The organism is Erythrobacter sp. KY5 (assembly GCF_003264115.1).
Taxonomy (GTDB): Bacteria; Pseudomonadota; Alphaproteobacteria; order Sphingomonadales; family Sphingomonadaceae; genus Erythrobacter.
In genome coordinates this window covers 2,451,373-2,465,125 of the sequence record NZ_CP021912.1, presented here as the reverse complement: position 1 = coordinate 2,465,125, position 13,753 = coordinate 2,451,373, and the positions used below count along the sequence as shown (strand labels likewise).

The 13,753-nt window shown below is 62.2% G+C and carries 13 protein-coding genes; 6 read left to right on the top strand and 7 right to left on the bottom strand.

The genetic code is table 11. From position 1 onward, the window contains the following. Positions 1-31: 31 nt before the first annotated feature. Positions 32-682, bottom strand: coding sequence for an MOSC domain-containing protein (locus tag CD351_RS11700; protein ID WP_111992805.1), 651 nt, complete (start codon positions 680-682; stop codon positions 32-34). 175 nt (positions 683-857) lie between these two features. Beyond that, positions 858-1,451: a class I SAM-dependent methyltransferase gene (locus CD351_RS11695; protein WP_111992804.1), complete on the bottom strand. Its 594-nt coding sequence runs from the start codon at positions 1,449-1,451 to the stop codon at positions 858-860. A gap of 99 nt (positions 1,452-1,550) precedes the next feature. Here CD351_RS11695 and CD351_RS11690 point away from each other — a divergent pair, with 99 nt between their 5' ends. Then, entirely contained in the window at positions 1,551-2,390 is an 840-nt protein-coding gene (locus CD351_RS11690) for a PhzF family phenazine biosynthesis protein (protein WP_111992803.1), read from the top strand. Here CD351_RS11690 and rlmN read toward each other — a convergent pair. Next, positions 2,387-3,658, bottom strand: a complete 1,272-nt coding sequence (rlmN, locus tag CD351_RS11685; RefSeq protein ID WP_111992802.1) for a 23S rRNA (adenine(2503)-C(2))-methyltransferase RlmN — start codon at positions 3,656-3,658, stop codon at positions 2,387-2,389. The two genes, CD351_RS11690 and rlmN, sit on opposite strands and share 4 nt — an antisense overlap. Before the next feature lie 303 nt (positions 3,659-3,961). Between rlmN and CD351_RS11680 the strand changes: the two genes are divergently transcribed. Beyond that, entirely contained in the window at positions 3,962-4,630 is a 669-nt protein-coding gene (locus CD351_RS11680) for an outer membrane beta-barrel protein (RefSeq protein ID WP_111992801.1), read from the top strand. 58 nt (positions 4,631-4,688) lie between these two features. Here the strand turns inward: CD351_RS11680 and CD351_RS11675 are convergent, their stop codons facing one another. Genes CD351_RS11675 through CD351_RS11665 form a run of 3 tightly spaced genes read right to left on the bottom strand, consistent with a single transcriptional unit; the run spans position 4,689 to position 7,641 of the window. Next, entirely contained in the window at positions 4,689-5,162 is a 474-nt protein-coding gene (locus CD351_RS11675) for an invasion associated locus B family protein (RefSeq protein WP_111992800.1), read from the bottom strand. Continuing rightward, positions 5,155-5,637 (bottom strand): transcription elongation factor GreB, encoded by a 483-nt coding sequence (gene greB / locus CD351_RS11670; RefSeq protein WP_111992799.1) that lies wholly within the window; start codon positions 5,635-5,637, stop codon positions 5,155-5,157. Before greB ends, CD351_RS11675 begins: the two co-directional genes overlap by 8 nt. A gap of 24 nt (positions 5,638-5,661) precedes the next feature. Next, positions 5,662-7,641 carry a lytic transglycosylase domain-containing protein gene (locus CD351_RS11665; protein WP_234027119.1) on the bottom strand — a complete coding sequence of 660 codons (1,980 nt, stop codon included), beginning with the start codon at positions 7,639-7,641 and terminating at the stop codon, positions 5,662-5,664. 97 nt (positions 7,642-7,738) lie between these two features. Between CD351_RS11665 and dapA the strand changes: the two genes are divergently transcribed. Continuing rightward, complete coding sequence (gene dapA, locus CD351_RS11660) at positions 7,739-8,620, top strand: 4-hydroxy-tetrahydrodipicolinate synthase (protein ID WP_111992797.1); 882 nt, start codon at positions 7,739-7,741, stop codon at positions 8,618-8,620. Here dapA and CD351_RS11655 read toward each other — a convergent pair. Then, positions 8,617-9,687 (bottom strand): succinylglutamate desuccinylase/aspartoacylase family protein, encoded by a 1,071-nt coding sequence (locus CD351_RS11655; protein WP_111992796.1) that lies wholly within the window; start codon positions 9,685-9,687, stop codon positions 8,617-8,619. The two genes, dapA and CD351_RS11655, sit on opposite strands and share 4 nt — an antisense overlap. Positions 9,688-9,773: 86 nt before the next feature. Between CD351_RS11655 and smpB the strand changes: the two genes are divergently transcribed. The 3 genes from smpB (at position 9,774) to CD351_RS11640 (ending at position 13,608) form a co-directional block, all read left to right on the top strand. Further along, positions 9,774-10,256, top strand: coding sequence for an SsrA-binding protein SmpB (gene smpB / locus CD351_RS11650; RefSeq protein WP_111993735.1), 483 nt, complete (start codon positions 9,774-9,776; stop codon positions 10,254-10,256). A 163-nt stretch (positions 10,257-10,419) separates the two neighbouring features. Beyond that, a complete protein-coding gene (locus tag CD351_RS11645; RefSeq protein ID WP_369880331.1) occupies positions 10,420-11,010 on the top strand; it encodes a DUF2062 domain-containing protein in 591 nt (196 codons plus the stop codon). A gap of 90 nt (positions 11,011-11,100) precedes the next feature. Further along, positions 11,101-13,608, top strand: coding sequence for a response regulator (locus CD351_RS11640; protein ID WP_369880329.1), 2,508 nt, complete (start codon positions 11,101-11,103; stop codon positions 13,606-13,608). Positions 13,609-13,753 lie beyond the last annotated feature (145 nt).

The following is a 13,753-nucleotide window of genomic DNA, read 5'->3' as shown; positions in this document are numbered from 1 at the left end:
CTGCGGTCCTGCTGCGATGAGTTGATCGACCTTACCCCAGCTTCGAACGCGCCCTTTCCCGCAGCTTGGGCGCGAGCGGTTCCAGTTCGGCAAGCTCTTCAAGCTCATCCCGAGTGGCTTTTCCCGCGACCAGCGCGGCGAAGGTTCGCTCGACAGTCCAATCGCTCGCGCCTGTTCCGACTCGCTCCAACATATCGCCAGCGCACGCTTCCCCGATTTCGAGCACGCGAAAGTACCAGCCAGAGCGTCCGCTTTCGATGATGGTCTTCACCATGCCCTTGGCATCACAATGCTCGCCAAAGCGGTGCTCGATCTTCCAGCATGGCTGGCGCGGCTGGCTCACTTCGATCAGCGCACTGCCAAGCCGGAAGCAGTCGCCGATATGCACGTCTTTCTCAGTGAGATCGCTGACCGCAAGGTTCGATCCGAACGCGCCGGGATGGTCGAGCAGGTCGATATCGCCAAGCGTCTCTCGCCAGAAGGCATGGTGGTCGAGCGGATAGAGATGCAGCGCCATTTCCGGCCCGCCATGAACGCGCCGGTCGGCCTGTTCGTCCGGCGCGAATCCTTCTTCGAGGATCTGCACTGCGCCCTCGCGCGGATACTTGGCAAAAGCGCTGAATTCCGCGCCGTTGAAGGGGCGCGCCGTCCCGGTGCAGATCGCTTCGAGCGTGCGTTTCATGGCTGTTCCTTCTGGGGCGACGCATGAGAAGTGGACCGCATGTTACACGGTCCAAAAGCAAAAACCGCGCGCTCTGAAACCGGCGCGAAATAGCGCGTTTGAAAATGGGGTGGGGCGACGATTTTCATACCAGCCTTGCAGCACATTGCGCGCCAGTAGGAAAGTGTAACGCCCGTCAATCGGGACGCCTGACGGTGATCGCCAGCCAGTCGCGCATGGTTCCATCCGTCCCTTTCCCGGCAAAGACGTCTTCATTGAAGATATCGAACCCGGCCTCCTGGTATCGAGCGCGAAGCCAATCGGCGGTCGGGAAGTTGTGCAACCGCCCGAGGAGGTCGCGGCCCTCGCCATCGCCGAGCTTGTAGCTGGCATAGTGGAACCCACCGGGGCGAAGCGCTGTCTGGATGCGGTTGAGCACGCCGGGAAGCTCGGCGCGCGGACAATGGAGCAGGCACGCATGTGCCCAAATCGCATCGTAGGCTTGTTCGGCAGACAGCTCATCGAAACGCATAAGACGTGCGCCGATATTATGCCGCTCATTCGCCTTGACCAGCATTGCGGGGATGCCGTCTGTCGCATCGAGATCGAAGCCGCGTTCGATCATGCGCGCTGAATCCCGGCCTGTGCCGCAGCCCAGTTCAAGGATGCACGCGCCCGGTTTGAGCCGGTCGAGAAACGCGTCAAGATGGCGGCTTGGCCCGCAGCCCGCGCTCGACGTGTAGAACGGAACGCGCTTCTGGTAGAATTCGAATGTGGCCGGGTCGATCATGGCTTTTGTGCTTGTGGTCAGAGTAAAGCTGTCTCGCAACTCTCCCCTGACAGCATTAGAGCAGGGGTCGCACAAGCGCTTTGAACAGGGAGTTTCGTGATGCGCCTTGATCTTGTCGATGTTTTCGGTGCCTCGGCAATGGCCGGCAATCCCCTTGCGGTGGTGCATGGCGGCGCAGGGCTGTCAGACGATCAGATGTTGCGGCTGACCCAGTGGCTCGGTTTTTCCGAAACCACATTCCTGTTGCCTCCCGATGACGAGAGAGCCGATTACAAGGTACGGATTTTCTACCCTGCGGGCGAGCTGCCATTTGCCGGGCACCCCACGCTTGGCACCTGTCATGCGTGGCTGGCTGAAGGGGGCAAGGCGCGCGAAGATGGCGTGATCGTCCAGCAATGCGGTGTCGGATTGGTAAAGGTGCGGCGCGACGACAACAGGCTCGCATTCGAAGCGCCTGCCCTGATGAGGAGCGGACCCTTGAGCGAAAGCGAACTTGCCCAGGCCGTGGCCGTGACCGGTGTCGATCCTGCCAGTGTCGTCGAAGCCGTCCATGTTGCGAACGGGCCCAACTGGCAGCTTCTGCGCTTGAAGAGCGCCGAGGACGTGCTTGCGGCAAAGCCTGCGGCAAGGGCGGCAATCGGGACCGATATTGGGCTTGCAGGCCCGTGTGCGCAGGGAGCCGGTTCTGATTGGGAATTGCGCGCTTTCTTCAGCAACCAGCATGGCCAGCTTGTCGAAGACCCCGTAACCGGGAGCTTCAATGCCGGCGTTGCCCGGCACCTGATCGAGAACGGTCTGGTTCCGCCTACTTATCTGGCAACGCAGGGTCGCTGCACCGGGGCCGATGGCCAGGTCTATGTGAGCAGGGATGCACAAGGAGCGATCTGGATCGGCGGGCTGTGCCGGACGATTGCGCGCGGCGGCGCTCTTTCGCTTTAGCTTGAAGTCTCGGCTTCTGCTGCAGCCGCTTCCGCTGCCTCGCGGTCCCTTTGGGCGCGACTTTTCTTTTCAGCGGCGGTCTTGAGCTGCCCGCAGGCCGCGTCAATATCTCGGCCGCGCGGGGTGCGCACCGGCGCGCTGATGCCGCCTTCGAACACGATGTTGGAAAACGCCCTGATCCGTTCAGGCGTCGAACATTCGTATTCAGCGCCCGGCCAGGGGTTGAACGGAATGAGGTTCACCTTCGCGGGCAGGTCGAACTTTTTGAGCAGGCGGACGAGCTCGCGCGCCTCTTCGTCCGAATCGTTTTTGTCCTTGAGCATCACATATTCAAACGTGATGCGCCGCGCGTTGGAAGCGCCCGGATAATCGGCGCAGGCCTGAAGCAGCTCCTCGATGCCGTATTTCTTGTTGAGCGGCACGATCTCGTCGCGCACATCTTTGGTCACCGCGTGGAGCGAAACCGCGAGATTGACGCCGATCTCCTCGCCGCAGCGTTCCATCGCCGGAATGACGCCGCTGGTGGAAAGCGTGATGCGTCGCTTCGATAGGGCAAGCCCGTCGCCGTCCATCACGAGGTTGAGCGCATCGCGCACATGGTCGAAATTGTAGAGCGGTTCGCCCATGCCCATCATCACGATGTTGGTGAGCAGGCGGCCATCGGCGGTGTAGTGGCCCACCGGATCTTTGGCGTCTTCTGCATCGTCCAAACCGTCCATCACGCCTTTGGGCCATTCGCCCAGCGCATCGCGCGCGAGCATGACCTGACCGACGATCTCCCCCGGAGTGAGGTTGCGCACGAGCCGCATCGTGCCGGTGTGGCAGAAGGTGCAGTTCAATGTGCAGCCGACCTGCGACGATACGCAAAGGGTGCCGCGATCGGCGTCCGGGATGAAGACCATCTCGAAATCGTGGCCGTCATCGGTCTGAAGCAGCCATTTGCGCGTGCCGTCAGACGAATGCTGCGCTTCCACGATGTTGGGACGACCGATCACAAACCGCTCGGCCAGCCACGGGCGCATGGTTTTCGAAATATCGGTCATCGCCTCGAAATCGGTGACGCCTCGGTGATAGAGCCAGTGGAACACCTGTTTCGCGCGCAGCTTCGCCTGCCGTTCGTCGAGACCGGCTTCGGCGAACAACTCGCGGATGCGCGGGCGGGGGAGGCCGATGAGGTCGATACGACCATCGGCGCGCGGCGTGATGTCACGCGCGACGGGAACCGGGTCCACCTGCCCGGGGATGGTCATGAGGGTCGTGTCTGCCATGATTGAGCGCGCATATAATGCGGCTTGCGCCACAAATCAAAGCACAAGCGGGGCGGCTGGTCGCAATCGCAGATTTGGCCATGGACGCCGCTGCGCTTCGGCTCACCCGGCACTCACGTCAATTGAGCGTCGATGATCGATGACCGTCAACGGATTGGCGCTGATGGGACACGACTTGGCGTAACTATGTTACTCAAGAACAACAGATTCATGTTGTCTGACGTTAATGAAACAATTCCCATCCCGGATGCGTTGTCCCCCTATCGCGATCTCATGATCGTGTGAACCCAACGGAGTTATGTAATGAAAACCAAGACTATCCTTCTGTCCGCAGCCTCGGTCGCGTTGCTCTCTACCCCAGCATTTGCGCAGGACGCCGACGACAACTTCACCGGCTTCCGTCTTGAGGGCGTTGGCGGCTACGATACCAGCCGGGCAGGCAGCAGCGTCGACGATGACGCCAACCAGGACAACGACCAGTCGATCGACGGTCTCGTCTATGGTGCCGCCGTCGGTTACGACTTCAACGCAGGCGGCGTGGTGCTGGGCGTCGAGGCCGAACTGACCGACTCGACCGCAGACACCGAGTTCGCCGATGGCGACTTCGAAGGCTTCGGCCTCGGCAATGTCGAAACCGGACGCGACATCTATCTCGGCGCCCGTATCGGCACGACGATCGGCGATACCACGCTGCTCTATGCCAAGGGCGGCTACACCAACGCGCGCTACAACATCAAAGGCTCGTTCGACGGTGAGGACTACAACAGCTCGATCGACACCGACGGCTACCGCGTGGGCGCAGGGATCGAGCAGATGATCGGCAACAACGCTTATGCCAAGCTCGAGTATCGCTATTCGAACTATTCCGAAGCTGAGCTCGATTTCGAAGATGGCGATATCCCCGACGTCGACCTTGGCGAGATCGACACCGACCGTCACCAGGTGATGGCGGGCGTGGGCTGGCGCTTCTAAGCTCCGGCGAAGACCGCAAAAGGGGCCGGGCGCACGAGGGTGCGTCCGGCCTTTTTGCTTAGGCGCAACCGACCACCGCAGCGTCAATCGCGGTCGCAACACCTGCAAGATCGTATCGGTCGGTAAAGCGCCGCCCGCGTTCGTCGAGCGCGCTGACGCTCATGCGGGTGGCCGCGCGCAGGGCGGCGACCACGCTTGCATCCATGCGGGCATCCTGCGCCCATGCGTTGCGGCCATTGGCGGCGAGAGTGAAGCGTTCAGAGCCAATGGTGAGGCGCACGTCGCTGCCATCGCGCGCTGGGCGTGAAAGCTGGATGTGGAGTTGCGTGCGGATGTTCTGCCGGGGCCAGCTGGCGATGCTCGCGAAGGGACCGGCCTCGCGACCGCGCATGGGCTTGGCAATGGCGTAGCAGCGCGCGGGGCTGTCGTCGCGAAACGCGGCCCAGCTGGAATAGACGCCGAGGCTGTCTTTCGCATCGAGAGGCGAGGCGATGAGGCCGATGGCCAGCAGGGGGAGGGCAAGCCTAGTCATAGTCGATGGTCATGACTTCCCATTCCTTGAGCCCGCCGGGAAGCTTCACAATGCGCAAATCCCCGACAGATGCACCTTTCAAGGCCTTCGCGATGGGTGAAGACCACCCCACCAACCCCTTGCCGGCGTCCTGTTCGTCATCGCCCACGATTGTCACGCTGCGGCGCTCGTCGTCCTCATCGGCAAGCTCGACCCGCGCGCCGAAGAACACGCGGCTGCGGTCCGGTTGGTTCGACGGGTCGACCACGCGGCACGCTTTCATCCGGCGCGAGAGGTAGCCAAGCTCGCGGTCGATCTCGCGCATGCGCTTGCGGCCGTAGATGTAGTCGCCGTTTTCCGACCGGTCGCCATTGCCCGCCGCCCAGCTGACGATCTCGACGATCTCAGGGCGCTCTTTGCCAAGCAGGTGGTCGTAGCGCGCTTTCAGCGCCGCCATGCCAGCGGGCGTGATCGGAGGACCGGGTTTTGTTGCCATGATGGCAAGCCTAGCGCGAATGCTTCACGGAAGAAAAGTGTCTACCGTGCGCGGACGTCCTGCCTGTTCTGGATACATGTGCGAATAGCTCACCGCATTTCCAATTACGCGCATTACGTAATAGCGCGTCTCGAAATTGGCGGGGATCTTCTCGATCCATTCGACCCAGTCGATCTCGCCCCGGCGCGGGTCGCCATTCAGCGCGAGCCACTGACGTACGCGCCCCGGCCCTGCATTGTAGGACGCAATCGCAAGCGGATAAGCGCCGCCATACAGGTCCATCCGGCGGGCAAAGTGCGCATCGCCAAGGCGGATATTGTATTGCGGATCCTCGGTCAGGTTCGCGCTCATATACTGGATGCCCAGAATGCCCGCTTCCTCGCGCGCGGTGCTGCGAAGGAGCTGCATCATACCGATGGCGTTGGCGTGGCTAGTACGGGTCCGGTCGAACTCGCTTTCCTGACGGGCGATGGCGTGAACCATGGTCCAGTCGTTGACGCGCGGGGTGGGGACGGTCGGGAACCCGACCCGTTCGAAGCCCGAAAGCCCGTTCGCGCCTGCTTCCATGCCGACGACGACGGCCATTTCCTCAAGCCCCGTTTCCGATGCGAGCTGGTTGACCATCAGGAGCTCTTCGGGCGTCTTTGCGCTTTCGCCAATAGCCTGGAAGAACCGGCGTTCAGTGCGCCAGTCGCGGCGGTTGCCTGCGATGGTGCGGATCGCGCGGACCAGCGGGCGCGCTTCAAACTCGGCGCGGGTGGCCGCGTCGATCTGCAACTGCGGAAGCTGTGCAAACTGCGGCATCGGGCGGCCAAGCGCCTGAAGCGAGAGCTGACCGTAATAATAATGCGGATATTCGGCGGCCATCTCGAAATAGCGCGCCGCATCTTCGGAAAGGCCCGCCTGACGCGCGGCGCGGCCTGCCCAGTAAAAGCCCTTGGCGCGGGTCAGCGGCGTGCGAGCCGCCTCGCCATAGCGCAGGAACAGCGGAGCAGCTGCTGCGCCATTGCCAAGCTGCCAAAGCGCATTCGTGCCGCCAAGCCACATGAGGTCGGTGTACCGGTCACGCAGTGAGAAAGAGCCTTGCGAGATGTCCTCGCCCTCTTCGAACAGATCGTCGGTCTTGCTCGCGATACGCACCGAACTCGTCGCTCCCGCCGCCTTGGCAATGGCGAGCATGTCGCCAACGAATTCCGCCGAATCGAAAGCAGGTGCGTTGAAGTCGGGGCGGTTCGAGAGGAGATTGATCGCCGCATCGGTCATCCGGCGCGTGCGATAGTAATTCACGAGGTTGAAGACATAGCCTGCATCGCGCTGAGCGTCGGCGGGAACGGGGATGCCCGCTTCGGAAGGCAAGGTGCCCCGAACAAGGGCGATGCGCGCGGTCGCAAGATCGCGCTGAGGCGCTGCGAGATTGACGATGTGACGCTCGGCAGCCTCGGCATCCCCCTGCCAGAGCAGAGCGTCCATGCGCGCCGCGTGATCTTCATCGGAAAATTGCGAGCCGAACAGGCCGAAGATGTAGGCTTCGGCAGTCGCACTCATATCGCCGCCGCGCCATGCTTCGCGCGCCATGTCGAAAGCTTCGTCGCGGTTCGCGGCTACCAGCGTCAGCGCATAAAGCGCACGGCCATGATTGGTGAGCGGTGGGTAAGCGTCGAAGAATGCAAGCGCATCGCCCTGTTCCGGCACTTCGTCGTCGAGCGTGCCCTCGGCGCGGGAGCGGATCATCTCCATACGCGGAAATTCGGGATAACGCAGCGCAAAGCCCGCATAATCGGCGAAGGAATAGTCGCCATTGCCAGTGAGCCGCTCCCATTGCGAGATAGCAGCCCCGATTTCACCCGGAGCGCGCGCGACAAGGTTGCTGCGCTCGGGAGCGTTGCTCGCTTGCGGGGCTTCCATCATGGCCGAGCCAGGGGTCGAAAGCGCTCCCGCAGAAGCTGCGGCGAGGGCCGCAAGGGCAATAGGGCGGGATAGCAAATTTCTGACCATGCTGGACATAGTGCGGATTGGCTCCTTATCAGGCGCTTAACAGGATTACTCGGGTGATGAAGATTGCCCCAGCTTTTAAGTTATTGTGTCATACAGGAAGATTACAATGTTCAGCGGCTCCATTCCGGCTCTGGCGACTCCTTTTCGCGACGGATCGTTTGATGAAAGCGCGTTTCGCAAACTGGTTGACTGGCAAATAGAAAACGGCAGCTCGGGACTTGTTCCCTGCGGCACGACCGGAGAGGCCTCGACGCTATCCAATGCAGAGCACCACCGCGTGATCGAGGTGTGCATAGAACAGGCCGCTGGGCGCGTTCCGGTGATTGCCGGCTGCGGATCGAACGACACGCGCAACGCCGCGCTTCACATGAACTTTGCGAAGAAAGCGGGCGCGGCAGCGGGCCTGTGCGTGGCGCCTTACTATAACCGGCCAAGCCAGGCGGGGCTCATCGCGCATTTCAGCTACCTTGCCGAAAATTGCGACCTTCCGATCGTGCTCTACAACGTGCCGAGCCGGACGGTGACGGACATCGAGGACGAAACGGTCGTCGAACTGGTCAGAATGTTCCCCGAACAGATCATCGCGATCAAGGACGCATCAGGCGACTTATCGCGGGTTGCCGATCATCGCATGGGGATCGGGCGCGAGTTTTGCCAGCTTTCGGGCAATGACGAATTGTGGCTGCCTCATTCGGCCGCCGGGGGCAGGGGGGCGATTTCGGTGACGGCCAATGTTGCACCTGCGCTGTGTTCGGAATTCCACGCAGCGATTGCCGCGAACGACCTCAAGAAAGCGCGTGAGCTGAATGACCGCCTGTTCCCGCTCCACTATGCGATGTTCTCAGACGCATCGCCTGCTCCCGTAAAGTACGCACTGAGCCGCGTGCATGACTGGTTTTCGCCCTCCGTGCGCCTGCCCATCGTCGAGGCTAGCGAGGCATCGCGCAAAGCGGTGGACGCGGCGCTTGAGCATGCGGGATTGATCTAAAGCACTTCGTCCTCGTCCAGCAGCGTTTCGGCAAAGCCTTCGGGTTCGCTGGCATAGATCGCATCGGCGAGGCCTTCGATCCGGGCGCCGACGCGTTCGGGGTGATCGACATGGGCGATATGAAACAGAGCATCGCCCTGATGAACGACAGGGAGCGTCGCGTGGCCGATAATGATGCCGTCGGTGGGGCTCAGGATTTCCAGCGGCTCTTCCCCGAACAGACCCGCGACGGCTGCGAGCAGATCGCCTTTCTTCACGGCATCGCCCGACTTGCGCATCCGGTGCGTCACTCCCCCGCGCGGGGAGCGGACCCATTGCGTCTTGTTCGAGCGGGCGGGGATTGCAACTTCGGTAAGGCCGTCGTCGGCTTCGATCATCCCGAGATGCGCGAGCACCCGGATGATGCCTGCAACGCCGGTCTCCATGGAAAAGCGATCGAAGCGAAGCGCCTCTCCCGTTTCCATCAGGAGCATTTGCACGTTCTCCCTGGCGGCGAGCGCGCGCAGCGAACCGTCGCGCAGAGGGCTCTCGATAATGACCGGCGGGCCAAAGGCCATGGCAAGCTCGACCAGCTTCTTGTCCCCCGCAGCAATGCGGATCTGGGGCAGGTTGTAGCGATGGACGGCCGCGGTATGGATGTCGATGCCGAGCGAGGCGCGGCTCACGACTTCGCTGAAGAACACGTTGGCGACCTGCCCCGCGAGCGAGCCGTTGGCGTTGCCCGGAAACGAGCGATTGAGATCGCGCCGGTCGGGCAAATAGCGCGTGTGGGTGAGAAAGCCGTAGATATTCGCAACCGGCACCAGCATCAGCGTGCCGGATAACTTCTCTGGCGAAAGCTGGTTGGCGATCCGCTGGATGATTGCCGTGCCGACAATCTCGTCGCCGTGGATCGCCGCACTGAGGAAAACAGTCGGCCCCGGCTTGGCCCCATGCAGAACGCGCACCGCAAGCTGCGAGGAATAGCCGGTCGCCATCGTCGTGATGGGCAGGCCGATATCTGCCTCGGTCCCCGGCGCGATGGTCTCTCCGCCGAGTTCGAAAGCTTTCACTTCAGATGTGTCCATTGTCTGACCTGCCCCTCGATCCGCCTGATGCGCCGGAAAACCTGCGCTTGGCAAGCGCAAGTTGCGCGCCTATCTCGCCTGCCACCATGGCACGGCTCAAACCAAAGACTTTCGACAAACAGAGAACCGTCGCGGAAAACCGCCGCGCGCGCTTCGACTATGCAATCGAGGACAAGTTCGAAGCCGGCCTTGCGTTGCAGGGGACCGAGGTAAAGGCCCTGCGCGCGGGCGAGGCGACGATTGCCGAAAGCTATGCCGAGGTGCGCGATGGAGAGGTTTGGCTGATCAATTCGAACATTCCGGAATACAGCCACGGCAACCGCTTGAACCACGAACCGCGCCGCCCGCGAAAATTGCTGCTCAACGGACGCGAGATCAACAAGCTGTTCGGTGCGGTCGAGAGGAAAGGCATGACGCTCGTCCCGCTGTCGATCTATTTTAATGCACATGGGCGCGCGAAGGTTGAGCTCGCTCTTGCCAAGGGCAAGCAGGCGCATGACAAGCGTGCGACCATCAAGGAGCGCGACTGGAAGCGCGACAAGGCAAGGATCATGCGCGACCGCACGTGATTGCCGCCGAACGCGCAGCGGCCCGGTTAATTACCGATTGCACCAGTTCACCCATTGGTCAGACGCCTGTTGCTACCCATATGGCGATCATGGTGGCTAATCTGCACTTGAGCGAAGGGCGCTTGCACTGCGTGAAAACGCAGGCCAAGGCGCGCCCATCGTCATGAGCAGTCAGCGAACCTCCTCCCCCAGCTTCTTCCAGCGCCCGTTTCGCTGGATAGGGCACACGCTTGCGCGCTACATGCCAAGCCGCGAGGAAATGGCGCGTAGCAGATATCTTGCCCCCATCGCGCCTCGTTTCCTGTCGCCGGAACTGTGGCGTTTTACTAGGCGGTCGGTTCCCCGCGGGGTGGCGCTGGGGCTGTTCAGCGCATTCATTCTGCCGGTCGGGCAGATCTTCCTCGCCGCGTTTCTCGCTCTGCCTGCAAGGGCCAATGTGCCGCTCGCAGCGGCGGTGACCTTCGTCACCAACCCGTTCACCATCGCGTTTTGGGCGGTGGTCGCGAATCGTGTGGGCACGTTCGTGCTCAAGATCGACGCCGCCGCAGCGCAAGTGGCGAGCGCAAAGGGTTCGACCTGGTGGGCGTCCTTCGTCGACTTTTTCGAACTTGCCGGAGTGACCGTTGCAGGCTTTGTCGTGCTCGCCGTTGTTTCATCGGCGATCGGTTATCTCATCTCCGGCGCTATCTGGCGATTTATCGTTGCACGCAAGCGGGCAAAACGGCTGAAAGTGATGGCGGGCGGCTCGACCTGAGCGCTGACGCAAACTAGGCTGGAAAGCCGATTGAAACGGGCGTTTCGCGCCCACTTTGCAGCCGACAATCTACGAAGAGCCGTACCAAGCGTGAAATCCCCCAGCACCGACATTGCGTCAAAATCCTCGCCATCGCTTCTGCTTGCAGGAGTGGGCGCAGGGCTGTTCCTGAGCGCGCTTGCGGTGTTCCTCGTCAGCGGGGACTGGGTCGTCGGCACTGCATATGCGGCGGGCCTGATCGTGCTTCTGGCCGCCGCCTTTGCCTTCGAACGCTACTCGTCGGAACCGTCAAAGACCGAGATATCTGCGCCGGACTGGTCGGTAACCGTCGCGGCGATAGAGGCAAGCGGCGGCGCAGTGGACGAACGCGCGTCTGAAGCCATCGCGATCACCGACAGGGCAAACCGGCTAGTCTGCGCCAACAGCGCCTTTACCAACGCCTTTGGCGGAGAAAGCGCCCCGCCGGCGCTCCCGCTGGACCGGCCCGAACTCGAAGCCATGAGCAAGCTCGCGCGCGAGGCATGGCGCGATGGCAATGCTGTTTTGGCGTCGCTTGATAGTCAGGACGGCAGGGAATTTTCGGTCACTGCGGTGCGAGCCGGGCGGGGCGATGATCATCTTATCTGGCGCTTTGTCCCGATCATCGCTGCGACAAACGATCCGCTTGCCCAGATCGACCTCGCCGGGCCGTTTGGCGCCATGCTCAGCCGCGCCGGGATCGAGGCCGCGATCACCGGTCCCGACGGCATCATCCGTTCGGTCAGCGCCGGGTTCGCAGAGCGCGCTTCGGGTGACGATGCCGCCACGCTTGCCGGTCAGGAGTTCGTCGCATTGCTCCGCGCCGACGAACGCGATCGCATCTTTTTTGCGCGCGAGGGTCGCAGCGGTACACCGCAGACCCTGATCGACGTGCCGCTGAGCGAGCCGGGACTTGCAGGGATTACGCCTGGACCGGACGAGGGGCTTTCGATGATGCTGCTTGTCGATAGCGGCGTTGGCATCGGAACCGGCTGGGACGGCGCGTCACAGGCAGGCGTCGCTCAGCTTGAAGCGCTGCTTTCGCAATTGCCGCTCGGCCTCGCGATGGCCGACCGCGACGGGCGCTTCCTGTTCGGGAACGAGGCTTTCCTGCGCTCGGTCAATCGAGAGGGGCGGGGTCTTCCGCCGTTCCCGACCGATCTCGTGGTGCGAGAGGACAAGGGCGCGCTTTCGGACGCCGTGCGCCGCCACGGACGCGGCCCAGCGGCCAGCGGCGACATGGCCGTGCGTCTGACTTCCAGCCCTGAAGAGCCGGTGTCCATGGGCCTTGCCGGAGTGCGCGGGCTGGGCGAGGCGGCGGTGCTGCTCAGCCTTGCCGATTCGAGCGAGGAGAACCAGCTCAAGCGACAGGTTGCGCAGGCGACCAAGATGCAGGCGGTGGGCCAGCTTGCAGGCGGTGTCGCACACGATTTCAACAACGTGCTGACCGCGATCATCGGCACCTGCGACCTCATGCTGCTGCGCCACACGCCGGGCGACAGCGATTATGACGACATCCAGCAGATCCGCGCCAACTCCAACCGCGCCGCATCGCTGACACGGCAATTGCTCGCCTTCTCGCGCCAGCAGACCCTGCGTCCGGAAATCCTGCAACTGCCCGACGTGGTGAGCGAGGTAAGCCCCCTTATCAAGCGGCTGCTTGGCGAGAAGATCGACTATTACGTTCAGCACGACCGCAACCTTGGCGCGGTGCGCGCAGACCCTCAGCAGCTTGAGCAGGTCATCATGAACCTTGCGGTCAATGCGCGCGATGCGATCAATTCCAATATTGCTCAAGGGCGCGCATTGGGCGGAAAGCGTCAGGGTCGAATTGCGCTTCTGACCCGCAGCCTCGAATCCAACCAGGTCGTGAAGCTGGGTTCTGAGATTTTGCCGCCTGCCGATTACACCGTGCTTATAGTCGAGGATAATGGCGGCGGCATCCCGACCGAAGTTCTGCCCAAACTGTTCGAGCCGTTCTTCACCACGAAGGAGCAGGGCAAGGGCACGGGCCTTGGCCTTTCCACGGTCTATGGGATCGTCAAGCAATCGGGCGGCTTCATCTTCGCAGACAACGCGACCGACGCCGCCGGCAGGCCAAAGGGAGCGCGTTTCACGATCTATTTCCCCGTCCACAAGGGCGAGGTACCGCGCAAGCCGATCGCTCCTGTCAGCGAGGCGTCCTCGGAATGGTCGGTCGGCGGCAAAATCCTGCTGGTCGAGGATGAGGACATGGTCCGCGTGGTCGCGGAACGCGCATTGTCCCGCGCCGGATTTCAGGTCACACCGTGCGCAGGCGGGGAAGAGGGGCTCGCCGCAATCGAGGGCGAGGACGGTTTCGACCTTGTCGTCAGCGATGTGGTGATGCCTGGAATGGACGGACCTGCGATGGTGCGCGAAATCAGGAAGGCGCGTCCTGATATCCCTGTGCTTTTCATGTCCGGCTATGCGGAGGAATCGCTGCGCAAGGATATCGACATTCCCAACATGCACTTCATCCCAAAGCCGTTCAGCGTGGCCGCGATCAGCGACAAGGTCGGCGAAGTCATGAGGGCGGCCAAGGCAGCGCAGGACGCCTGATTTCCTGTCCGTTCGCGGGGTGGTGGAAAAAAGTTCTGTTCCACTCTTGTTCTTATGGAACAAACCGTATACATCCACTCCAACAGGGGACGCTCAATGGGCATCTCCAACCGGCTGGTTAAAACTCGCTAATCGGCCCTAGGCA